Below are 22647 nucleotides of genomic sequence, written 5' to 3' on the forward strand. Positions count from 1 at the left end.
GAACCGCTAGCCCCAAAGTGAACCGGTTCAGCGCGCGCTCCCAAAACCTCACGCGGCGCACGCCGACACAACCCACCGCCTACCTGCCTGCCCAGCGACCTGCCGCTCCGGCGAGGCCCGTCCGGCGAGGACGACGCCCCCCCCCCCGGGAAGCGACGTAGAGCAGCGCGAGAACGGCCGCGCCGAGGAAGACCGGCGAGGTGGCGACACGCCAGGGACCGGACGAGTCACCACCTCGCCGCGGGTGGGCGGAGCCACCACCGCCCACCCCGGATGGCGGCGCGGGCGCACCCGACGAGCACCCGCGCCGCCTGCTCTACCGGGCGGCTCCCGCGCGCCGTTTGGTCCACACGTCGTACGCGACCGCCGCCAGCAGGACCAGGCCCTTCACCAGCATCACGCGTTCCGAGGGCGCACCGATCAGCGACATGCCGTTGTTGATCACACCCATGATCAGGCCGCCGGTGATGGCGCCGATGACCTTGCCGACGCCACCCTGGACTGCGGCGCCACCGATGAACGCCGCCGCGATCGCGTCCAGTTCGAACGCGTTGCCCGCGGTCGGGCCCGCCTGGTTGAGACGGCCCGCGAAGATCACGCCCGCGAGCGCGGCCAGCACTCCCATGTTCACGAACACCCAGAACGTCACCGGCTTCACCCGCACGCCGGACAGCGTCGCGGCCTGCAGGTTGCCGCCCACCGCGTAGATGTGCCTGCCGAAGACCGAGCGGCTCGCCATCAACGAGTACGCCAGCACCAGCACCGCGAGCAGCACCAGCACCCACGGCAGGTTCCGGAACCGTGCGAGCTGGACCACCACGAACAGCACGACCGCCGCGGCCACGAGGATCTTGACCGCGAACAGCGGGAACGGGTCCACGGTCTGTCCGTACCCGAGCCGGGCGCGCCTCGTCCGCCACTGCACGAACGCGAAACCTGCCACGACCAGGATCCCCATCAGCAGCGACAGGAGGTCCGCGCCACCCAGCGGCCCGAGCCCCACGTTGCCCAGGTACCCGCCGGTGAAGCCGTTGGCCAGCGTGCGGATCTCGTCCGGGAACGGGCCGATGCCCTGGTTCCCCAGCACCGTCAGGGTGAGCGCGCGGAACACGAGCATCCCGCCGAGGGTCACGATGAACGCCGGGATGCCGAAGTACGCGATCCAGTACCCCTGCGCCGCGCCGATCAGCGCGCCTGCACCGAGTGTGGCGAGCACGGCCAGCCACCACGGAAGTCCCCATTGGACGGTCAGCACCGCGCAGATCGCGCCGGTCACCGCGACGACCGAGCCCACCGACAGGTCGATGTGCCCGCTGATGATCACGAGGATCATGCCGATGGCGAGGATGAGCACGTACGAGTTCTGCACGACGATGTTCGAGATGTTCCCCGGCTGCAGCAGCGCCCCGTCGGTGAGCACGGTGAACAGCACCACGATCAACGCGAACGCGACGTAGATGCCGCTCTGCCGCAGGTTCAGCCGGAACCGCCGCGGTGGCCCCGGAGCCACCGGCTGGGTCACCGGCGGCGTCGAGACGTCAGCACTCACCGCCGCACCTCCTGCGTCATGTACTCCATCAACCGCTCCTGTGTGGCTTCCTCGCGCGGCACCTCACCGGTGATCCGGCCCGCCGACAGCGTGTAGATCCGGTCGCACAGCCCGAGCAGCTCCGGCAGCTCCGACGAGATCACCAGCACCGCCTTCCCCTGCTCCGCCAGCGAGTTCACGATCGTGTAGATCTCGTACTTGGCGCCGACGTCGACACCGCGGGTCGGCTCGTCGAGGATCAGGACGTCCGGCTCGGTGAACATCCACTTCGCGAGCACGACCTTCTGCTGGTTGCCGCCGGACAGCGTCCGCGCCCCCGCGGCGACGGACGGCGTCTTGATCCGCAGCGCGTCCCGGAACCGTTCGGCGACCCGGAACTCCTCGTGCTCGTTGACCCAGTTGCGCCGCGACAGCAGCCCGAGCCCGGCCGCGGACACGTTCTGCTTCACGTCCGCCACCAGGTTCAGCCCGTACCGCTTGCGGTCCTCGCTCACGTACGCGATGCCGTTGCGGATCGCCGACCGCACGGTCCGCACGTCGATCTCGCGCCCGTCCTTGTAGACCCGCCCCGAGATGTCCACGCCGTAGGACCGGCCGAACACCGACATCGCCAGCTCGGTGCGGCCCGCGCCCATCAGCCCGGCCAGCCCGACGACCTCGCCGCGCCGCAACGACAGGGTGGCGTGGTCGACCACCACGCGGCCCGGGTTGGTGGGGCTGTGGACGGTCCAGTCCTCGATCCGCAGCGCCTCCTCGCCGACGTGTGGCGTCCTCGGCGGGAACCGGTGTTCCAGGTCGCGGCCGACCATGCCCGCGATGATCCGCTCCTCCGTGACGTCGGACGCGTCCAGCGTCTCGATGGACTGGCCGTCGCGCAGGATCGTGATCGTGTCGGCGATCGCGGTGACCTCGCCCAGCTTGTGGGAGATCACCACGCACGTGATGCCGTCGTCACGCAGACCGCGCAGCAGGTCGAGCAGGTGCGCGGAGTCGTCGTCGTTCAGCGCCGCCGTCGGCTCGTCCAGGATCAGCAGCTTGACCTCTTTGGACAGCGCCTTCGCGATCTCGACGAGCTGCTGCTTGCCCACACCCAGCTCACCGGCGGCGACCGTCGGGTTCTCGCGCAGGCCGACGCGGCGCAGGTGCTTCTCCGCCTCGTGGTTCGTCCGGTTCCAGTCGATCAACCCGCGGTGCGCCATCTCGTTGCCGAGGAAGAGGTTCTCCGCGATCGACAGCTGGCCGACCAGCGCCAGCTCCTGGTGAATGATCACGACACCGCGGGCCTCGCTGTCCCGGATACCCGCGAACCGGCACTCCTCGCCCTCGAAGACCACCTCCCCGGAGTACGACCCGTGCGGGTGCACCCCGGAGAGGATCTTCATCAACGTCGACTTGCCCGCCCCGTTCTCGCCGCAGATCGCGTGGATCTCCCCGCGCCGCACCGCGAACGTCACGTCCCGCAACGCCGTGACACCCGGGAACGACTTGGTGATCCCGCTCATCAGCAGGATGTCCGCGTCGGTGGCGTCGGCCATGGTCACTTCAGCTGGTCGGCGGTGTAGTACCCGGTGTCGACGAGTTCCTTGACGTAGTTCGACTTCTCGACGATCACCGGCTGCAGCAGGATCGCGGGCACGACCTTCTCGCCGTTGTCGTAGTCCTCGGTGTTGTTCACCTTGGGATCCTTGCCCTGGACTACGGCGTCCGCCATGTCCGCGGCCGCCTTCGCCAGCTCGCGGATGTCCTTGAAGATGGTCGAGTACTGCTCGTCGGCGACGATCGACTTCACCGAGGCGACCTCCGCGTCCTGTCCGGTCACGATCGGGTAAGGCTGGCCCGCGGTGCCGTAGCCGCCGCTCTTGAGCGCGGAGAGGATGCCGATGGAGATGCCGTCGTAGGGCGAGAGCACGCCGTCGACCCGGGCGCTGCCGTACGTCGAGGTCAGCAGGTCCTCCATGCGCCGCTGCGCGGTCGCGGGGTCCCACCGCAGGATCGCCATCGTCTTGAAGTCCTTCTGCCCGCTCTTCACGACCAGCGTGCCGTCGCCGATGTACTTCTCGAGCACCGACATCGCGCCGTCGTAGAAGTACGACGAGTTGTTGTCGTCGGGTGAACCGGCGAACAACTCGACGTTGAGCGGTCCCTTCGCGGTGCCGGGGCTGCCGTCGGGGTTCAGCACCTTCAACCCGGTGAGCAGCGAGGTGGCCTGCTGGACGCCGACCTTGAAGTTGTCGAACGAGGCGTAGTAGTCGACGTTGGGGCTGTCGAGGAGCAGCCGGTCGTAGGAGATCACCGGGATCTTCGCGTCGGCGGCCGCCTGCAGTTGCGAGGACAGCGACTTGGCGTCGATGGACGCGACGATCAGTGCCCGCGCGCCCTTGGTGATCTGGTTCTCGATCTGGTTGGCCTGGGTGGGGATGTCGTTCTCCGCGTACTGCAGGTCGACCTTGTACCCCTTATCCTCCAGTGCCTTCTTGACGTTGTCGCCGTCACGGATCCAGCGTTCGGACGCCCGGGTCGGCATGGTGACGCCGATCAGCGCGCCTTCCGTCGACGTCGGCTGCTGGTCGACGGTCTTCTCCGACGAGCCGCACGCGGACAGGACCAGGGCGGACGCCAGGGTCAGGCCTGCCACGAGCCGTGGAAACCTCATTGTTTCTCCCAATCTCTCTAACGCAGGCCGTGCGCGAGGCGGTGGTAGGCCTGGTTCCAGCGCAGCCGGTCGGCGAACGCGTCGGTCGTCGTGTCGTTGTCGATGAGCACGAGCTCGGTCTCGGCCATCCGGGCGAAGTCGCGCAGCACGGCCGAACCGACCGCGCTGGTGAGCACGGTGTGGTGCGGGCCGCCCGCGGTGAGCCAGCACTCGGCGGAGGTCTGCAGTGACGGCGTCGGCTGCCACACGGCCCGCGCGACGGGCAGGTTCGGCAGCGGCTCGTCCGGCGGCACGACGTCGATCTCGTTGGCCACCAGGCGGAACCGGTCGCCGATGTCCGCGAGCCCGACGACGACGGCCGGGCCGGGCGCGGCGTCGAACACCAGCCGCACCGGGTCCTCCCGGTCGCCGATGCCGAGCGGGTGGATCTCGCACGACGGGGTGTCGGCGGCGATCGACGGGCACACCTCGAGCATGTGCGCGCCGAGGATCTTCGGCGTGCCGGGGCCGAAGTGGTACGTGTAGTCCTCCATGAACGAGGTCCCGCCCGCACCCATGGCCTTCACCGCGGCGAGCAGCGTGGAGGTCTTCCAGTCACCCTCGCCGCCGAACCCGTAGCCGTCGGCCATCAGCCGCTGCACGGCGAGGCCCGGCAGCTGCCGTAGTCCGCCGAGGTCCTGGAAGTTCGTGGTGAACGCGCCGAACCCGCCGTCGGTGAGGAACCGGCGCAGCCCGGCCTCGATGCGGGCCGCGTACCGCAGTGACTCGTGCCGCTCTCCGCCGCGCGCCAGTGCGGGCGCGAGGCGGTAGGCGTCGGCGTAGTCGGCGACGAGCAGGTCGATCTCGTCGTCGGCGACCTCGTCGACGACCGCCACGAGGTCGTTGACGCCGTAGGTGTTGACCGACACGCCGAACCGCAGCTCGGCCTCCACCTTGTCGCCCTCGGTCACGGCGACGTCGCGCATGTTGTCGCCGAACCTCGCCAGCCGCAGCGATCTGAGGTGCGCGAGGCCGGTGGCGGCGCGGGCCCAGTCGTCGATCCGGTGCGCCAGCACCGGATCGCTCGCGTGCCCGGCGACGGTCTTGCGCGGCACCCCGATGCGGGTCTGGATGTAGCCGAACTCGCGGTCGCCGTGCGCGGCCTGGTTGAGGTTCATGAAGTCCATGTCGATGGACGCCCACGGCAGCGCCTCGTTGAGCTGGGTGTGCAGGTGCAGCAACGGTTTCCGCAGCACGTCCAGCCCGGTGATCCACATCTTGGCCGGCGAGAACGTGTGCATCCACGCGATCACGCCGACGCACGCCGGGTCGGTGTCGGCGGCCAGCAGCACGTCCCGGATCGCGGCCGAGTCGGTGAGCACGGGCCGCCACACGATCTCGGCGCTGATGGCGCCCGAGTCGGTGAGCATGCGCTGGATCTGCTGCGACTGGCCCGCGACCTGGTCGAGGGTCTCCGCGCCGTAGAGGTGCTGGCTTCCCGTGAGGAACCAGACCTGCGGTTTGGCGGCAGACGACATGTGGTGACTCCTTGCCCGGGTTATTGCCCGTAGACGTCCTGGTACCGGGCGTAGAGCCGGTCCACGTGCTGCTGGTCGATCGCGTCCGGCCTGCCGAGCTGGTGTGCGAAGTGGACGGTGCGGGCGACGTCCTCGAGCATCACCGCGGCCTTCACCGCGGCGCGGGCGTCGGCCCCGATGGTGAACGGGCCGTGGCTGCGCATGAGCACCGCCGGGGATCTGCTGTCCCGCAACGTCTCCACGATGCCCCGCCCGATCGAGTCGTCGCCGATCAGCGCGAACGGCCCGACCGGGATGTCGCCGCCGAACTCATCGGCGATCATCGTGAGCACGCACGGGATCGGCTCGCCGCGCGCGGCCCACGCGGTGGCGTAGGGCGAATGCGTGTGGACCACTCCCCCGACCTCGGGCATGTTCCGGTACACGTAGGCGTGCGCGGCGGTGTCCGACGATGGCGCGAGTTCGCCCTCGACGAGGTTCCCGTGCAGGTCGGTGAGGACCATGGTGTCCGGGCCGAGGTCGTCGTAGGAGACACCCGACGGCTTGATCACCATCAGGTCCTCGCCGGGGACGCGCGCGGACACGTTGCCCGCGGTCCAGATGACCAGGGAGTAGCGGGTCAGCTCGCGGTGCAGGTCGGCGACCTCGCACCGCAGCTCGTCGACGGTGCTCACGACCGCTCCTCGCAGGCTCCGAGCGTCTGCTCGCACGTCGCCCAGCCTTGATGATTCGTTCCGCAAGCTCCGCTCATCGGCCGGCCACCGCCTCCCGGCGCAGTGCCCGCAGCCGGTGCATGACGTCGTTGCCGCCGCGGCCGAAGTGGTCGTGCAGGTCGGCGTACTCCATGAACAGCTTCTCGTAGACCGCGGTGTGCTCCGGGATCGGCCGGTACACCCCGCTGTTCACCGACCCCATCGCGACGGCGGCCGCGCGGATGTCGGCGTAGGCCTCGGCGGCGACGGCGGCGTGCATGGCCGAACCGAGCGCGGGCCCCTGCGCGGAGCGGATGGTCGACAGCGGCAGTCCGGTGACGTCGGCGTAGATCTGCATGAGCAGCGCGTTCCGCACGAGCCCGCCCGCGACGACCAGCTCGGTGACCGGCACCCCCGACTCCGCGAACGACTCGACGATCACCCGGGTGCCGAACGCGGTGGCCTCCATGAGCGCGCGGTAGATGTCCTCCGGCCGGGTGGCGAGGGTCTGCCCGAGGACCACCCCGGACAGCTCGTGGTCGACGAGCACCGACCGGTTGCCGCTGTGCCAGTCGAGCGCGAGCAGCCCGTGCTCCCCCGGTTTCTGCCTGGCAGCCAACTCGGTCAGGTGGTCGTGCAGCGAGATCCCGCGCGCGGCGGCGGCTTCGTGGTAGGCGGGCGGCACCTGGTTGTCGACGAACCACCCGAAGATATCGCCGACGCCGCTCTGCCCGGCCTCGTACCCCCACAGGCCGGGGACGATGCCGCCGTCGACCACGCCGCACATCCCCGGCACCTCACGGAGTTCGGCACCGTTCATGACGTGGCACGTCGAGGTCCCCATGATCGCGACGAGCCGCCCAGGCTCGACGGCCTGCGCGGCGGGCGCCGTGACGTGCGCGTCGACGTTCCCCACCGCGACCGCGATGCCCTCGGGCAGCCCGGTCCAGTAGGCGGCGAGCTTGGTGAGGTTCCCGGCGCGGTCGCCGAGGTTGCCGATGGGGTGGTCGAGCTTGTCGCGCACGAAGCCCGCGAAGCCGGGGTTCAGCTCGCGCAGGTAGTCCTGCGACGGGTAGGCGCCGTCCTGGTGGATGCCCTTGTAACCCGCGGTGCAGGCGTTGCGGACGTAGTTCCCGGTGAGCTGCCAGACGATCCAGTCGGCGGCCTCGACCCAGTGGTCCATGGCGGCGTACACGTCGGGCGCCTCTTCGAGCAGCTGCAGCCCTTTGGCGAACTCCCACTCCGACGAGATGAGCCCGCCGTACCGGGGGAGCCACTTCTCCCCGCGCGCGGCGGCGACCTGGTTGATCCGGTCGGCCTGCGGCTGCGCGGCGTGGTGCTTCCACAGTTTCACGTAGGCGTGCGGGTTGTTCGCGAACTCGGGCAGCTCGCACAACGGCGTCCCGTCCGAGGTCGCCGGGATCATCGTGCAGGCGGTGAAGTCGGTCCCGATCCCGATCACGTTCGCGGGGTCGACACCCGCGTCCTGGATCGCGCCGGGCACGGCGGTGCGGAGAACGTCGACGTAGTCGCGCGGCACCTGGAGCGCCCAGTCGGGCGGAAGCGGCGCCCCGTCCGGCATGGCCCGGTCGAGCACCCCGTGGCGGAACTCGTGCACAGCGGTCCCCAGCTCGGCCCCGTCCCGGACCCGCACAACGACCGCCCGCCCGGACAACGTGCCGAAGTCGACCCCCACCACAAGCGCGTCATCGCGATCGCCAGCCATGCGAGGATTGTTATCGCTAACATTCCTGCCGTCAAGAGAACTCAGCAGGATTCAGCAGTGACTTGGTGAGCGTGCACACCTCACGGTGCGCCGACTGTGGACAGGTTTGGGGTGCCCTGACCACCGCGGTCGGGGCACCCCGGCCTCAGCGGACGGCGCTCGACCGCTCCAGTGCGGGGGCCGCGGCTTGCTGCCGTCTGCGCGGCATGCGGAGCGCGACCAGCATGCCCGCGAACGCGAGCGCCGCCACCGCGACCATCGCCGCGGTGAAGCCCGAACTGAACTCCTCGGGCGACCCGTAGCCCCCGGCACCGGCGAAGACGGCGACGGACACCGCGACGCCGAACACCCCGCCGAGGATGCGCAGCATCATGAACGCGCCGGACGCCTGACCGATCTCCTGGGGCCGCACCGACGCGACGACCGCCTTCTGCGCCGCGGGCATGGCCATGGTCAGCCCGACACCACCCACGACGAGCGCGGGCAGCAGTTCGAGGTAACCCGTGCCGGTGCCGGCGACGAACGCGATCCAGCCCATGCCGGCGGTCTGCAGCAACAGCCCGCCGACCACGAAGTTCCGTTCGCCGAACCGGTCGGCCAGCGCGCCCGCGATCGGCGCGCACACCATGAGCGTCGCGGTCCACGGCATCAGCCGCAGACCCGCGCCGAGCGGCCCCTCCCCCTGCACGGTCTGGAAGTACTGCGCCAGGAAGAACAGCGTGCCGTAGAGCGAGGCGAACACGCAGAAGTTCGCCGGGTTGGCCGCGGCGAACGCCGTCAGCCGGAAGAACCGCATCGGCAGCATCGGCGCCGCGGCGCGGATCTCCCAGACCACGAACACGACCACGAACGCGACGCCCAGCACCAGCGCGGCCAGCACCTCCGCACTGCCCCAGCCCGCCGTGTTCCCGCGGACGAGCCCCCACACGATGCCAAAGGCACCCAGGGTCACGAGCACGACCCCGCCGAGGTCGAACCGGTTGTCGGGACCGGTGCTCTCGCCGACGCGCCGCGTGGTGAACGCGATCGCGAGCACCCCGATCGGCAGGTTCAGCCAGAAGATCCACTGCCAGGCCAGCCCCTCGGCGATGACACCGCCGACGAACGGGCCGCTGAACGTCGCGAGGCCGGTGATGCCGAGGTACAGGCCCATCGCCCGGCCGCGTTGCGCGGGCGGGAACGCGGCGCTGATCAGGGTGAGCGACAGCGGCAGCACCATCGCGGCGCCCGCCCCCTGCACCGCTCGTGCCGTGATCAGGGTGCCGATGTCGGGGGCCAGCGCACACGCCACCGACGCGACGGTGAACACCGCCAGCCCGGCGACGAACACCCGGCGCCGCCCGAACCGGTCACCCAGTGCCGCGCCCGTCAGCAGCAGCACCGCGAACGTCAGGTTGTACGCGTTGACCGTCCACTCGAGTGCTTCGAGCGACGCGGCCAGGTCGTGCCGGATCGTGCTCAGCGTGGTCGTCACGACCAGGCTGTCCAGGGCCATCATGAACGAGGCCAGCGACGCGAGGCCCAGCACCCACGCCTGCCCCGCGCTCATGCGGCGGTCAGCCGTCCCGGCCGTGCCGTGCTCAGACATGGAGTGACCTCGGCAGCCCGAACGCCGCGAGCGGCGCGTTGTCGTGGAACCGGGTGATCGCGTCGATCCGGTCACCGGTCAGGCCCAGCACGAGCACCCCGTGCGCGTGCAGGATCGGCGTCCTCGGGTCCCGCAGGTAGCAGCCGAAGGCGGGCTGGCCGTTCGCCCTGGTCGGTACCAGCACGTGCCTGTGGCCGTCGCGCCACGCGACGGTGACGAGGAAGTCCCCGACCGCGGCGGGCCCCTGGTACGCGAGCGGCATCGGCGGCATGGTCAGCCACGCGTCGTCGGTCAGCATGGCCACCACCGCGTCGACGTCCGCGGCCTCGAACGCACGGACGAAGTCGGCCACGACCCGGCGCTCCTGCGGGGAGTCCGGCAGCGGCACGCGAGTGCGGTCGGCGGACTGGAGCGCACCTCGCGCCCGCGTCAGCGCGCTGGTCACCGCGTTCCCGGTGGTGCCGAGGATGTTCGCGACCTCCGCGGTCCGGAACCCCAGCACGTCCCGCAGCACGAGCACCGCACGCTGCCGCGGCGGCAACTGCTGCAGCGCGGTCAGGAACGCCAGCGACACCGACTCGCTGACCTCGTACCGCGCCTCCGGCCCCGGCCGCTGGTCGACGATCCCGGCGAGCAGCACGTCCGGGTAGGGCTCCAGCCAGCTCGGCTCCGCCGCCTGTGGCCGGCGGCCGCTCGCCCGCAACGCGTTCAGGCAGCGGTTCGTCGCGATCCGGTACAGCCAGGTGCGCACGGACGCGCGCTCCTCGTAGCCGTCGATCCCGCGCCACGCGGCGAGCAACGTCTCCTGCAGCAGGTCCTCGGCGTCCTGCACCGAGCCGAGCATGCGGTAACAGTGCACCTGCAGCTCACGCCGGTACGGTTCGACCAGCCTGCGGAACGTCTCCCCGTCCCCGTTGCGCACCTGCGCCGGCAACTCCCTGGCGGGCGGACTCGCTCGCATGGCGGCTCCTTTCTCCGTTGGTGCCTTCTCGGAGATATGGACACCACCCGCGCCGAAAAGCGTCGGTCACTGTCCCGAAACGCATTCGGGACACGGCGAGGAGGCCCGTCCGGCAGGACAGCCCCGTCGGGGAGGCCCCGTCCGGCGAGACGATCTCAGGCGGGTGGCGGGCCCACGCTGTCCCGGGACACCAGCGCCGGCACGATCGTGCGCTGAGAGGCCCCGACCTCCCCCTCACTCACCTGCGCCAGCAACAGGCTCAACGTCTCCCGGGCCACCGCGTCGAAGTCGGGACGCACGGTCGTCAACGGCGGAATGAAGTACGCCGCCTCGGGCACGTCGTCGAAACCCACCACGCTCACGTCGTGCGGCACCCGGCGCCCACGCTCGTGCATCGCCCGCAACAACCCCAGAGCCAGGTGGTCGTTGGCGGCGAACACGGCCGTCACCTCGGGCATCCGCGCCAGCATCTGACCCGCCCGGTACCCCGACGCGGCGCTCCAGTCGGCGGCCACCAGCGGCGGCACCTCCACCCCGGCGGCCTCCAACGCCTGCGTCCACCCCCGCACCCGCCCGGCACTGTCGAACCAGTCCGGCGGCCCGGACACGTGCCAGACCGTCGAGTGACCGGCGTCCAGCAGATGTCGGGTGGCGAGGAAGGCGCCGGCCGTCTGGTCCACGGTGACCAGCGGTGCGGAACGGGCGGGATCACCGTCGATGGTCACCAGCGGCACGCCCGCCGGGACGTCGGCAAGTGCCTCGTTCGCCGAGGCGGTGGGCGCGATGGCCACGATGCCCGCCACCCGTGAATCGCGGTGGTGCTCGACGGCCGACGCGATCGACTCCCGGTCGAGCACCTTGACGCGCCGCAGACTCACCGAGAACCCCGCTTCAGCGGCCGCCAGCTCGAAGGCGGCCAGCAGCGACGCGGGGCCGTACAGCGACGAGTTCTGCGCGATCACGCCGATGAGCTGCGACCGGCCCGTGACCAGCGCCCGTGCCGCCTTGTTGGGCCGGTACCCCAGCTGCGCGATCGCGGCCCGCACGCGCAGCCGGGTCTGCTCCCGGACGTTCGGGTGCCCGTTCAGCACCCGGGACACGGTCTGGTGCGACACCCCGGCGAGGCGGGCCACGTCCGTCATCGCGGGGTCGCGCGAGACCTTCGCCGGGTTGTCCACTCGCTACCTCACCTCGAAGTCGTTCCTGTCCTGGTCACAGTGTCCCACCGTCACCGGATGAGGAACGTCGCACACGCACGTTCGGCGCGTCCCCCTCCCGGCCGGGCCACCACGAGCCGCCCGTTGTCGTGCGATACGTACTCGGCCGGGTCGTCGAGCAGCCGCAGCGACACCCCCGACCGGTCGGCCAGACCGGGCACCTTCACGAAGCTCGTCGCGCGACCGTACTCATCCGTGTCGGCGTACGGCTCGACCCGCAGCACGCCGTCACCCGCGGTCACGTGCCGGTCCGGGAAGTTGACCGACCGCACCGACACCGTGCCCGCGCCGAGGTGGCCGGGGGTGAACCGGAACCACGAGTCGGCGACCTCGCGCACGTTGCCCTCGACCCGCAGCCGGAACTCGGCGTGCCGCACCACCAGGTGCCGCGCGTCGTACGGCGACAGCCGCACCACCGTCCCGCCCTTCCCGACCGGGACTCCGAACGACGGTGTGCCGTCCTCGTTCCAGTACAGCTTCTGCACACGCGTGTGCCGGTTCGGGTCGAACAGCGGGTCGCCGGTGATGTCGCGGTAGTCGCGGGCGTGGAAGACGAGCACGTCGTCGTCGCCGTGGCGGGTGAACGAGTTGTGGCCGGGCCCGAACTGGCTGGTTTCCGCGTTCGTCACGAAGACCGGGTTCGGCGACTTGGTCCACGACCGCGCGTCGAGCAGGTTCGCGTTCTCGTCGGCGGTCAGCAGCCCCATGCAGTACCGGGCGTCGGTCGCCGAGGCCGAGAACGTGACGAACACGCGCCCGTTGCGGATCAGCACGGCCGGTCCCTCGTTCACCCGGAAGCCCTGGATCTCCCAGCTCAGCGTGGGCACCGCGATCCGCACCGGTGCCGTCGCGAGCGACGTCGGCGACGCCATCTCCGCGATGTACAGGTTGCTGTTGGTCGCGATGCCCGGTTCGCTCTGCGCCCACAGGAAGTACCGCTTGCCGCGGTGGGAGAAGGTGGTGGCGTCGAGCGTGAACGACTCCCAGCCGGTCACCATCCGCTTCGGCGGCAGCCAGCCAGACGCGCGCGGGTCGGCGTTCGGCGACTCGAGCACGTAGGTCCGGATGCGGAACGGGTCGTCGCCGTCGCCCGCGGCGAAGTAGACGTACCAGCGGTCGCCGATGCGGTGCAGCTCCGGCGCCCAGATGTACCCGGCCATCGGGCCGGACGCGGGCCGCCGCCAGATGGTGCGCTCGCGGGCGGTCGCGAGCCCGTCGATCGTCGACGCGCCGCGCACGACCACGCGGTCGTACTCCGGCACCGACCCGGTCAGGTAGTACATGCCGTCGGTGTCGTCGGCGGGTCGGGTGATGAACGGGTCGGCTCGCTGTTCGACGAGCGGGTTGCGGGTGGTCAGCGGGCCCGGCGACCCACCGGGGGCGGCGGCCACGGCACCGGGCGCCGCGGCGGGCAGCGCGCTCACCGCCGCCACCACACCACCGGCCTTGAACAGGGTTCTCCGGTCGATGCCCATCAGCTGCTCCTGACCTTGATGCGGAGGAACGTCACCGAGTACGGCGGGAACGTGTGGGTGAACGTGCTCGCCACGTCCAGCCGCGACTCTCGCGGTGCGATCGGGGTCGTGTACTGGGTGTTCACGTCGTCGGGGTCGCCCCGCAACGTGGTCATCCTGGCGCTGCGCTCGACGTTCGCGCCCTTCAGGTCGACGGTCGTGCGGGCCGCGTTCGCCTGCGCGTTGACGACCTTGACGATCAGCTCACCGGTGCGGGTGTCGCGGGTGACGACCTGCCGGAACGGCTCGACCTTCTGGCTGTCGGTGAACTCGCCCCACTTCTCGCCGTCCAGGAACAGCGACACGGTCCGGCCGCGGACCGAGACGCGCAGGTCGTACTCGCGCCCGGCCTGGACCGTCGTGCCGTCGCTGATCAGCGTGGACTTGCCGCCGCCCTCGGCCTTCTCGACCGCGGACTGGGTGTTGTTCCACCCGCCGAGGTTCCACCAGTAGAAGTCGTTCGAGTCCTTGACGCCGAACCCGACCAGGAAGCCCTCGCGGCCGGACTGCTTGGTGGCCTTGACGTTCAGGTCGTAGTTCTGCCACGCCGGGTCACCCGCCATGACCATCGTGTTCTCGGCCGCGGTGTCGGACTGCGTGTACGCGCCGCCGGTCACCGCCCACGTGCCGCGCCCGGCGATGTTGGTCCAGTTCGCGTCGCCCGCGGAGAAGTCGTCGGCGAACAGCTGCGTGCCGTCGGCCGAGGTCACGCGGACGTCGTCGTAGGACGCCGCGGTGCCCCACGTGGACAGTCCGACCGCGCCGGTGATGGGCAGGTCCTCCTGCGACGGGGTGCCGGTCGCGGTGCTGGGCACGACGTGGTCGCCGACGTTGTTCATGAACAGCCGCTGCGTCTCGTAGCTCGCCGAGCCCCAGGACGCGCGGTTGTTGAACCAGATCATGTCCGGCCGCCACTGCACGTAGTCCTCGTTGGAGAGCAGTGGCGCGTACGACGCGAGCCGCACGACGTCGGCGTTGCGCTCCAGTCCGGTCATGTAGGCCGCCTCGGACAAGGCGTTGTAGAAGCGGTTGTCCTGCGAGGCGTACTCGCCGAGGAACACCTTCGGGCCCTGCCGGTCGTAGCTGTCGTAGCGTTCGTTGTTCTGCAGGAACCAGGTCGGGCTGTTGTAGTAGTGCTCGTCGACCATCGCGACGCCCGCGTCCTCGTTGAGCTGCCACAGGCGGTCGAACGTGGCGCCCGTATCGTCCGGACCGGAGTTGCTGATCACGGTGATGTCCGGGTACTTCGCCTCGATCGCGTCCCGGAACTGCGTGAAGCGCGCGAAGAACTGGTCGGGCAGGTTCTCCTCGTTGCCGACCGCGAGGTGGGTGAGCCCGAACGGTGCCGGGTGCCCCATCCGCGCCCGCACCGTGCCCCACGTGGAGTCGGCGGGGCCGTTGGCGAACTCGATCAGGTCGAGCGTGTCCTGGATGTGCCGTGCCAGCAACGCGGGGTCGTCGGTCGCCTGGTTCTGGCCACAGCCGGTGACGAGCGCGGGCACGACCGGCAGCGCCATGGCGCCGATGTCCTCGGCGAACTGGAAGTACTCGTAGTAGCCGATGCCGTAGGACTGGTTGTAGCCCCAGAAGTTCGCGTTCGTCGCGCGGGTCTCGACCGGCCCGATCGTGTCCTTCCACTGGTAGGAGCGGCGACGCTCGTAGTTCGGCGCGTCGTAGCCGTAGTGGCTGCCGGTGTTGACGATGCAGCCGCCGGGGAACCGCACGAAGCCGGGGTTCAGCGCGGCGATCTTCTCGGCGAGGTCGCGGCGCATGCCGTTGGGGCGGTTCTTGTAGGTGTCGCGCGGGAAGAGCGACACCATGTCGAGTGCGAGGGTGCCCGCTCCCCCGCCCGCGACCAGCAGCCTGCCGGTGATGCTCGTGGTCTTCGCGGTGACCGTGCCGGTGTACCTGGTCCAGGTCGCGCCGCGGACGGTGAGCCGCAACGGGTCGGCCAGCGCGGCACCGGCGGGGTCGGTGACCGACACGGTCAGCGGTGTGGTCGCCTGGTCGGTGCGGGCCCAGACGGAGAAGTCGTACCGCTTCCCCTTCTCCACGTGGATGCCGGAGTTGTAGCCCGCGTTGATGAGCCCACCGGGCAGCGGCAGCTTCAGGTACCTGCGGTTCCGTTCGTTGAGGCGGCCCGCGTCGTCGACGACCTGCGGGTCACCGCTCCGCGGCGCCCACCCGGTGAGCGGCGTGTAGGACGCGTTGTCGGCGCGGTCGTACTCGAACGACCGGTTCTGCACCAGCTCGGCGTACAGCCCGCCGTCGGCGGCTCGGTTGATGTCCTCGAAGAACACGCCGTACATGTCGTCGGAGATCGCGGGACCCGTCGCGGCGGTGTCGACGGTGACGCGGTAGTCGGTGTCGGCCGCCTGGCCCGACCCGGGCAGGGCGACGAGCATGGACGTGGCGAGTACGGCCGCCAGGAGCGGCCGGGTTCTGCGCATGACGGTTGCTCCCTCGCAGGTGGGGATCAGGGATGTGCGGCGCGCACACCGTCCAGTTCGGACTGGGTCACGGGCAGGACGGTGCCGTGCCGGGGCCGCGCCGGCAGCTCGTAGCCGGTGGCGAGCTGCCAGTCGCCCGCGGCGAGGTCGGTGGCGGTGAACGGCACGTAGCCGCGGCCGCCGAACTCGTCGATGAACAGGTACCAGCGGTTCTCGGTGTTGGACTTGAAGACCGTCGGGCCTTCGCCGCGGCTGATGTCACCCGCGCCGATGCAGTCGGCCACGAAGTCGTAGCTCGTGTCGCGGAGCTTCTTCGCGCGCTCGGCGACGATGAACTTGCCGCACGGCGCGTCCGGGCTCGCGCTGCGCTCGTCCTTGGTGAAGCGGTAGTAGCGGCCACGGTCCTCGATGACCGTCGAGTCGATCACCGAGTGCCCGGGGTCGACCCACACCTTGGGCGCGGAGAACGTGCGGAAGTCCCTGGTGGTCGCGTACAGCATCCGGTTGTGGGTGTTCCCGGTGTGGCCGGGGTCGTCCTCGGCGTACAGCTTGGACGCCCAGAACACGACGTAGGCGTTGATGGTCCGGTCCCAGTAGGCCTCGGGCGCCCAGGTGTTGCCCGCGGTGTCCGGCGAGACCCGCACGTGCCGCTGGGCGGACCAGTGCACGAGGTCGGTCGACTCCCAGACCTCGATGTGCTTGCTGCCGAAGCGTTGCGCGGCATCCCAGTCGCCGTTGCCGTGGATCCGCAGGTCGGTGGCGAGCAGGTAGAACCGGTCGCCCTTCGGCGAACGGATGACGAACGGGTCCCGCACGCCCTTGTCACCCAGGGCCGAGGTGAGCACGGGACGGCCGCCGTTCAGCTCGTCCCAGTGCAGCGGGTCGTTGCCGCGGCTGGCGGCGAGGTACACCTGCTCGCCCGCCGAGGTGCCCTCCCCCGTGAAGTAGAAGAACACGTACCCGGCGTAGTGCGGCGCGGCCGCTGCCTGGGTCGGTGCGAAGAGGTTCGCGGCGAGGACGGCGAGTACGAGGAGAGCCCGCATGGGAGTCCTTCGAGGTCGGCGTTGACGCGTCAAAGAGTGTTGCCTCTTCGGGTCGCAAGCTCCCCGAAGTGAGCGCTAACATAGAACGCGTTCAGGCAGGACGTCAACAAAAACAACTTCTTGGTGTCAGCTTCTTGACGTCCGCACTGTGAGCGTTCACTCTAGTGGCCCAGTGACACCGGTCACGCACGGTCCAACGGAGGAAGTGCAGTGCGCAAGACGATCACGACCGCCCTCGCCGCGGTCCTGCTGGCGGCGGTGACCGCATGTGGCGGCGGCAGCGGCGGCAGTGCGGGCAACAGTTCCGATGACACGATCACCATGGGTTTCGCCCAGGTCGGCGCGGAGAGCGGCTGGCGGACGGCGAACACGAAGTCGATCCAGGAGTCGGCGAAGTCGGCCGGGATCGAGTTGAAGTTCTCCGACGCACAGCAGAAGCAGGAGAACCAGCTCAAGGCGATCCGGTCCTACATCCAGCAGAAGGTGGACGTGATCGCGTTCAGCCCGGTGGTGGAGACCGGCTGGGACACGGTGCTGCTCGAGGCGCAGCGCGCCAAGATCCCGGTGATCCTGACCGACCGCGCCATCGACTCGGACGACACGTCGCTCTACAAGACCTTCCTGGGCTCGGACTTCATCGACGAGGGCAAGAAGGCCGGCAAGTGGCTGGTGGAGAACAGCGACGGGCCGGTGAACGTCGTCGAGCTGCAGGGCACGACCGGCGCGGCCCCCGCGATCGACCGCAAGGAGGGCTTCGAGGCGGAGACCAAGTCCAACCCGGACATCAAGATCGTGGCCTCGCAGACCGGTGACTTCACACGGTCCGGCGGCAAGCAGGTCATGGAGGCGTTCCTGAAGTCCCAGCCGGACATCGACGTCGTCTACGCCCACAACGACGACATGGGGCTCGGCGCCATCGAGGCGATCAAGGCGGCCGGCAAGAAGCCCGGCACCGACATCAAGATCATCACGGTGGACGCGGTGAAGGACGGCATGACCGCACTCGCGAACGGCGAGATCAACTTCATCGTCGAGTGCAACCCGCTGCTCGGACCGCAGCTGATGGACCTCGCGAAGAAGGTCGTCGCTGGCGAGGAGGTGCCGGAGCGGGTCGTCACCGAGGAGACCACGTTCACGCAGGAGCAGGCCAAGGCCGCGCTTCCGGACCGCAAGTACTGACCGTTATGTGGGCTGGAGCGAAGGAGCGGACGCCGTCTGGACTGACGCTCGCGCGCAGGCGCGCCAGCGCCGAGCACGGAGGAGGGAAGACGGCGTGCTAGCGGATGAGCGGAGCGCACCATCGGACACAGCTCCACTGGTTGAACTACAGGGCATCACCGTCACCTTCCCCGGGGTGAAGGCCCTCGACGAGGTCGACTTCCGGCTCCTGCCCGGCGAGGTGCACGCGCTCCTCGGCGAGAACGGGGCCGGGAAGTCGACCCTCATCAAGGCGCTCACGGGGGTGCACGCCACCGACGCCGGCGAGATCCGTCTCGCCGGCGTCCCGGTGTCCTTCCACGGGCCCGCGCAGGCGCAGGACGCCGGGATCAGCACCGTGTACCAGGAGGTGAACCTGTGCACGAACCTCTCGGTCGCGGAGAACATCCTGCTCGGCCGGGAGCCGCGCAGGTTCGGTGCGATCGACGGGCGTGCCATGCGCGCGCGGGCGGCGGAGCTGTTGTCCCGCATCGGTTTGCACATCGACCCGGGCTCCGCGCTCGGGTCGCACCCGATCGCGGTGCAGCAGCTCGTGGCGATCGCCCGCGCGGTCGCCGTGGACGCGCGGGTACTGATCCTCGACGAGCCGACGTCCAGCCTGGACGCCGGCGAGGTCGCGGAGCTGTTCCGGATCGTGCGGGTGCTGCGGGACGAGGGTGTCGCGATCCTGTTCGTGTCGCACTTCCTCGACCAGGTCTACGAGATCGCGGACCGGCTCACCGTGCTGCGCAACGGGAAGGTCGTCGGCGAGTACGCGACGGCGAAGGTCGGCAGGCTCGAGCTGGTGCGCGCCATGATCGGCCGCGATCTGACGGTGCTCGACGAGGTGGAGCGGCGCAGCGAGCGCCGCGTCCCGTCGGAGGAACCGTTGCTGCGGGCCGAGAACCTGGGCCGTGCGGGCTCGATCGCACCGTTCGACCTGGAGCTGCACCCCGGCGAGGTGGTCGGGGTGGCCGGGCTCCTGGGTTCGGGCCGCACCGAGCTGGCACGGCTGCTGTTCGGCGCCGACCGGGCGGACTCGGGTCACGTGTACTTCGACGGCAAGATCCTGAAACTGCGCGGACCCCGGTCGGCGATCGCGCACGGCATCGCGTTCACGTCCGAGGACCGCAAGGCCGAGGGCCTGGTCGCGGACCTGACCGTGCGGGACAACCTGATCCTCGCCATGCAGGCGGCCAGAGGGTGGGCGCGGCAGGTGCCGCGCCGGACCGCGGACGAGCTGGTCGCGAAGTACGTCGAAGCGCTGGACATCCGGCCCGCCGACGCGGACGCGGTGGTCGGCACGCTGTCCGGTGGCAACCAGCAGAAGGTGCTGCTGGCGCGGTGGCTGGTGACGCGGCCGAAGCTGCTGATCCTCGACGAGCCGACCCGCGGCATCGACGTCGGCGCGAAGGCGCAGATCCAGAAGGTGGTCGCCGACCTCGCTGCCGAGGGCATGGCGGTGGTGTTCATCTCCGCGGAACTGGAGGAGGTGGTCCGCGTGTCCGACCGGGTGGTCGTGCTGCGGGACCGGCGCAAGATCGCGGAGGTGTCCGGCACCGAGGTCACCGTGGACGACGTGGTCGCGCTCATCGCCGGTGAGGCCGAGAAGGTGCCGTCATGACACGCAGCCGTCTCTTGTGGCCACTGCTGGCGCTGGTGGCGCTCCTGTTGCTGAACCTGGTGTTCACGCCGTCGTTCTTCGCGTTGCGGATCCAGGACGGGCACCTGTTCGGCAGCCTCGTCGACATCCTCCGCAACGGCGCGCCGACGCTGCTGATCGCGCTGGGCATGACGCTCGTGATCGCGACGCGCGGCATCGACCTGTCCGTGGGCGCGGTCGCGGCCATCGCGGGCGCGGTGACCTGCACCCACATCGCGACCACGGGCGACGCGATCGGCGGCATGGCGCTCGCGCTCGGGCTGTGCGCGGTGCTGGGGCTGTGGAACGGTTTCCTCGTCTCCGTCATCGGCATCCAGCCCATCATCGCGACCCTGGTCCTGATGACCGCCGGGCGTGGCATGGCGATGCTCGTGACCGAGGGCCAGATCGTCACGGTCAACAACGACGTGTTCGCGAAGGTCGGCGCCGGGTTCCTGGTGCTGCCGATCGCGATCCTCATCAGCCTCGCGGTGCTCGCCGGGGTGGCGCTGCTGACCAGGCGCACCGCGCTGGGCATGCTGATCGAGGCGGTCGGGGTGAACCCGGAGGCCAGCAGGCTCGCCGGGGTGCGGTCCCGCACGATCATCTGGACCGTCTACGTGTTCTCCGCGCTGTGCGCGGGCGTGGCAGGCCTGATGATCGCGTCGAACGTGAACGCGGCCGACGCCAACAACGCCGGGCTGTGGATCGAGATGGACGCGATCCTGGCGGTGGTCATCGGCGGCACCTCCCTCGCCGGTGGCCGGTACTCGCTCACGGGCACGCTCATCGGCGCGCTGGTGATCCAGACACTGACCACGACGGTGTACACGATCGGCGTACCCCCGGAGACGACGCTCGTGTTCAAGGCGGCCGTGGTCATCGTGGTGTGCCTGCTGCAGGCGCCGCGGCTCACCCGCACGTTCCGCGTGCCCGTTCCGCAGAAGGCAGGTGCCTGATGACCGCTCCCCCACTGGTGGCGCCGCCGAGGGAGAAGACCCGGGTGCCTCTCACGTCGCGGGTGCCGTCCCGCTTCCTGCCGGTGATCGCCACGTTCGTGGTGTTCGTACTGACCTTCGGGGCGGGGTCCATCCGGTACGAGGGCTTCGCCACCGGCCAGGTCGTCGCGAACCTGTTCATCGACAACGCGTTCCTGATCGTCGTCGCGGTGGGCATGACCTTCGTGATCCTGACCGGTGGCATCGATCTGTCGGTGGGCTCGGTGGTAGCCCTGTCGACGATGATCGCCGCGGCGACACTGCGCGCGGGCTGGCCCGCGTGGCTGGTGATCCTCGCGGTGCTGGCCACGGGAGCCCTGCTCGGACTGGGCATGGGCGTGATGGTTCACCGCTTCGGCGTACAACCGTTCATCGCGACGCTCGCGGGCATGTTCCTGGCACGCGGCCTGTGCTTCGTGATCAGCGTCGAGTCGGTGTCCATCAAGGACGGCACGTTCCGCGACATCGCCCTGGCGTCCATCGAGCTGCCGGGCGAGGTCGCCATCACCTACGGCGTCGTGATCGCGCTGATCGTGGTGGCGGTGGCCGCGTACGTGCTGCACCTGACGAGGTTCGGCAGGACGGTGTACGCGGTGGGCGGCAGCGAGTCGTCGGCCACGCTGATGGGCCTGCGGACCGGCCGGGTCAAGGTGGGCGTGTACGTGATCAGCGGCTTCTGCTCCGCACTCGGCGGTCTGCTGTTCAGCTTCTACATGCTGTCCGGCTACAGCCTGCACGCGGTGGGCCTGGAACTGGACGCGATCGCGGCGGTCGTCGTGGGCGGCACGTTGCTCGCGGGCGGCGTCGGCTATGTCGTGGGCTCGGTGGTCGGCGTACTCGTGCTCGGGACGGTGCAGACACTGATCTCGTTCGAGGGCACCCTGTCGTCGTGGTGGACCAAGATCGTGATCGGCGTCTTGCTGCTGGCCTTCATCGCCCTGCAGCGGCTGATCGTCAGGCGCCAGCCGGTGAAGTAGAGTGGAGGCGGAGAACCGGGGGGTTCCCATGCACGAAGAGCCGGAGTCAACGGCCGAGTCCCGTGTCTACACCACGCTGGCCGTGTTGCCTGTGTTCTGGCTGGCGGTCCTGTACCTACTGGCGGCGACGATGCCGCAGAACCTGCGGTCGATGATCGGGCTGGACATGACGTTCTGCCTCGGCGCGACGGTGCCCATGCTGGTCATCAGCGGGTTGATGCTGGAACGCGCCCTCGCTGCCCGACGTCGAGGAGACTCCTCGTAGGGTGCTGCCCTCGCCGACGGTCCCACGGACTTTCGCCGCTGTGAAAGCGGTACGAAAGCAACGCCCGCACCGTTGGAGGTGGTGGTCGCCAGACCACACTCCATCCACGGGAAGGGACGCAGATGAAGGGACTCCGCACGAGCAGGACGGCCAGAGCGATGGTCGGCGAGAGGCGAGGGTTCACCCGAAGAGTCGTCGCGAGCCTGGCCGTCATCGCTGCGTTGCTCGGGCTGAGCCTGGCAACCGCCGGCACCGCAACCGCGGACCCGGGCTATTGGCGGCCCTACGGCAACACGAACCCGATCACCTCCAGCCCCAGCACGTGGGAGTGCGGCCGCAGCTCGACGTTCGAGACCAACGTGGTCGCCCAGACGTGCGCGATCAAGTCGGCGAACGGACGCTCCGCGCAGGCGGCGGTGATCGTGCGCAACAACCGGTCCAGCACGTACATCGTGTCGGCGGCAACAGACCTCAGGTCCCCCGGTGACATCCTGGGTGTTTGGCGTTGCCCATCGTCAGGGGTCGCGGCGAACTCGTGGTCGGTTTGTTTCGGCGTCACCCTTCCCATTTCTGACTCCGGCTCCGGGTGGAGGATGTCAAAGGGAAGCGTCAACAACACTCACAACCTCCCCGAATCAGGCTGGATCTGAGCCAGCAA

18 protein-coding genes are annotated in these 22647 nt (G+C 69.8%); 5 read left to right on the forward strand and 13 right to left on the reverse strand.

Features of this window, described 5'->3' with window-relative positions:
- Positions 1-316: 316 nt before the first annotated feature.
- The 12 genes from mmsB to FHR82_RS08750 form a co-directional block, all read right to left on the reverse strand.
- On the reverse strand, positions 317-1549 hold the full coding sequence (gene mmsB / locus FHR82_RS08695; protein ID WP_184809760.1) for a multiple monosaccharide ABC transporter permease: 1233 nt from the start codon (positions 1547-1549) through the stop codon (positions 317-319).
- Positions 1546-3084, reverse strand: a complete 1539-nt coding sequence (mmsA, locus tag FHR82_RS08700) for a multiple monosaccharide ABC transporter ATP-binding protein (RefSeq protein ID WP_184809761.1) — start codon at positions 3082-3084, stop codon at positions 1546-1548. The genes mmsB and mmsA overlap by 4 nt, the downstream gene beginning before the upstream one ends.
- A 2-nt stretch (positions 3085-3086) precedes the next feature.
- Positions 3087-4202, reverse strand: a complete 1116-nt coding sequence (gene chvE, locus FHR82_RS08705; RefSeq protein ID WP_184809762.1) for a multiple monosaccharide ABC transporter substrate-binding protein — start codon at positions 4200-4202, stop codon at positions 3087-3089.
- Positions 4203-4219: 17 nt separating this feature from the next.
- A complete protein-coding gene (gene araA, locus FHR82_RS08710; RefSeq protein WP_184809763.1) occupies positions 4220-5719 on the reverse strand; it encodes an L-arabinose isomerase in 1500 nt (499 codons plus the stop codon).
- A 20-nt stretch (positions 5720-5739) separates the two neighbouring features.
- A complete protein-coding gene (locus FHR82_RS08715) occupies positions 5740-6393 on the reverse strand; it encodes an L-ribulose-5-phosphate 4-epimerase (RefSeq protein ID WP_184809764.1) in 654 nt (217 codons plus the stop codon).
- A gap of 73 nt (positions 6394-6466) precedes the next feature.
- Entirely contained in the window at positions 6467-8137 is a 1671-nt protein-coding gene (gene araB, locus FHR82_RS08720) for a ribulokinase (protein WP_184809765.1), read from the reverse strand.
- A gap of 145 nt (positions 8138-8282) precedes the next feature.
- Entirely contained in the window at positions 8283-9725 is a 1443-nt protein-coding gene (locus FHR82_RS08725) for an MFS transporter (RefSeq protein ID WP_225943802.1), read from the reverse strand.
- A complete protein-coding gene (locus FHR82_RS08730; protein WP_184809766.1) occupies positions 9718-10686 on the reverse strand; it encodes a sigma-70 family RNA polymerase sigma factor in 969 nt (322 codons plus the stop codon). The genes FHR82_RS08725 and FHR82_RS08730 overlap by 8 nt, the downstream gene beginning before the upstream one ends.
- Before the next feature lie 155 nt (positions 10687-10841).
- A complete protein-coding gene (locus FHR82_RS08735) occupies positions 10842-11828 on the reverse strand; it encodes a LacI family DNA-binding transcriptional regulator (protein ID WP_184810435.1) in 987 nt (328 codons plus the stop codon).
- 86 nt (positions 11829-11914) lie between these two features.
- Positions 11915-13378: a family 43 glycosylhydrolase gene (locus tag FHR82_RS08740; RefSeq protein ID WP_184809767.1), complete on the reverse strand. Its 1464-nt coding sequence runs from the start codon at positions 13376-13378 to the stop codon at positions 11915-11917.
- Positions 13378-15867, reverse strand: coding sequence for an alpha-L-arabinofuranosidase family protein (locus FHR82_RS08745; protein WP_184809768.1), 2490 nt, complete (start codon positions 15865-15867; stop codon positions 13378-13380). The genes FHR82_RS08740 and FHR82_RS08745 overlap by 1 nt, the downstream gene beginning before the upstream one ends.
- Positions 15868-15893: 26 nt before the next feature.
- Complete coding sequence (locus FHR82_RS08750) at positions 15894-16910, reverse strand: glycoside hydrolase family 43 protein (protein ID WP_184809769.1); 1017 nt, start codon at positions 16908-16910, stop codon at positions 15894-15896.
- 210 nt (positions 16911-17120) lie between these two features.
- On the opposite strand from FHR82_RS08750, the gene FHR82_RS08755 reads away from it, so the two are divergent.
- The 5 genes from FHR82_RS08755 to FHR82_RS08775 all read left to right on the forward strand — a co-directional run bounded on the left by FHR82_RS08755 (position 17121) and on the right by FHR82_RS08775 (position 21989).
- Positions 17121-18089, forward strand: a complete 969-nt coding sequence (locus FHR82_RS08755) for an ABC transporter substrate-binding protein (protein ID WP_184809770.1) — start codon at positions 17121-17123, stop codon at positions 18087-18089.
- A gap of 136 nt (positions 18090-18225) precedes the next feature.
- Positions 18226-19731, forward strand: a complete 1506-nt coding sequence (locus FHR82_RS08760; RefSeq protein WP_221463688.1) for a sugar ABC transporter ATP-binding protein — start codon at positions 18226-18228, stop codon at positions 19729-19731.
- Positions 19728-20708 carry an ABC transporter permease gene (locus tag FHR82_RS08765; protein ID WP_184809772.1) on the forward strand — a complete coding sequence of 327 codons (981 nt, stop codon included), beginning with the start codon at positions 19728-19730 and terminating at the stop codon, positions 20706-20708. Before FHR82_RS08760 ends, FHR82_RS08765 begins: the two co-directional genes overlap by 4 nt.
- Positions 20708-21724: a galactofuranose ABC transporter, permease protein YjfF gene (gene yjfF, locus FHR82_RS08770; RefSeq protein WP_184809773.1), complete on the forward strand. Its 1017-nt coding sequence runs from the start codon at positions 20708-20710 to the stop codon at positions 21722-21724. Before FHR82_RS08765 ends, yjfF begins: the two co-directional genes overlap by 1 nt.
- 28 nt (positions 21725-21752) lie before the next feature.
- Positions 21753-21989 carry a hypothetical protein gene (locus FHR82_RS08775; protein ID WP_184809774.1) on the forward strand — a complete coding sequence of 79 codons (237 nt, stop codon included), beginning with the start codon at positions 21753-21755 and terminating at the stop codon, positions 21987-21989.
- A gap of 283 nt (positions 21990-22272) precedes the next feature.
- On the opposite strand, the gene FHR82_RS08780 is transcribed toward FHR82_RS08775, so the two are convergent.
- Positions 22273-22479 carry a hypothetical protein gene (locus tag FHR82_RS08780; RefSeq protein WP_184809775.1) on the reverse strand — a complete coding sequence of 69 codons (207 nt, stop codon included), beginning with the start codon at positions 22477-22479 and terminating at the stop codon, positions 22273-22275.
- Positions 22480-22647: the final 168 nt, after the last annotated feature.

It is taken from the genome of Actinophytocola algeriensis, from assembly GCF_014203735.1.
GTDB lineage: Bacteria > Actinomycetota > Actinomycetes > Mycobacteriales > Pseudonocardiaceae > Actinophytocola > Actinophytocola algeriensis.

Coding starts and splice junctions, on each gene's coding strand:
- araA (WP_184809763.1), bottom strand. CDS start 5,719: ATGTCGTCTGCCGCCAAACCGCAGGTCTGGTTCCTCACGGGAAGCCAG.
- mmsA (WP_184809761.1), bottom strand. CDS start 3,084: ATGGCCGACGCCACCGACGCGGACATCCTGCTGATGAGCGGGATCACC.
- FHR82_RS08740 (WP_184809767.1), bottom strand. CDS start 13,378: ATGGGCATCGACCGGAGAACCCTGTTCAAGGCCGGTGGTGTGGTGGCG.
- FHR82_RS08765 (WP_184809772.1), top strand. CDS start 19,728: ATGACACGCAGCCGTCTCTTGTGGCCACTGCTGGCGCTGGTGGCGCTC.
- yjfF (WP_184809773.1), top strand. CDS start 20,708: ATGACCGCTCCCCCACTGGTGGCGCCGCCGAGGGAGAAGACCCGGGTG.
- FHR82_RS08780 (WP_184809775.1), bottom strand. CDS start 22,479: ATGTCACCGGGGGACCTGAGGTCTGTTGCCGCCGACACGATGTACGTG.
- FHR82_RS08735 (WP_184810435.1), bottom strand. CDS start 11,828: ATGACGGACGTGGCCCGCCTCGCCGGGGTGTCGCACCAGACCGTGTCC.
- araB (WP_184809765.1), bottom strand. CDS start 8,137: ATGGCTGGCGATCGCGATGACGCGCTTGTGGTGGGGGTCGACTTCGGC.
- FHR82_RS08730 (WP_184809766.1), bottom strand. CDS start 10,686: ATGCGAGCGAGTCCGCCCGCCAGGGAGTTGCCGGCGCAGGTGCGCAAC.
- chvE (WP_184809762.1), bottom strand. CDS start 4,202: ATGAGGTTTCCACGGCTCGTGGCAGGCCTGACCCTGGCGTCCGCCCTG.
- FHR82_RS08750 (WP_184809769.1), bottom strand. CDS start 16,910: ATGCGGGCTCTCCTCGTACTCGCCGTCCTCGCCGCGAACCTCTTCGCA.
- FHR82_RS08725 (WP_225943802.1), bottom strand. CDS start 9,725: ATGTCTGAGCACGGCACGGCCGGGACGGCTGACCGCCGCATGAGCGCG.
- FHR82_RS08745 (WP_184809768.1), bottom strand. CDS start 15,867: ATGCGCAGAACCCGGCCGCTCCTGGCGGCCGTACTCGCCACGTCCATG.
- FHR82_RS08775 (WP_184809774.1), top strand. CDS start 21,753: ATGCACGAAGAGCCGGAGTCAACGGCCGAGTCCCGTGTCTACACCACG.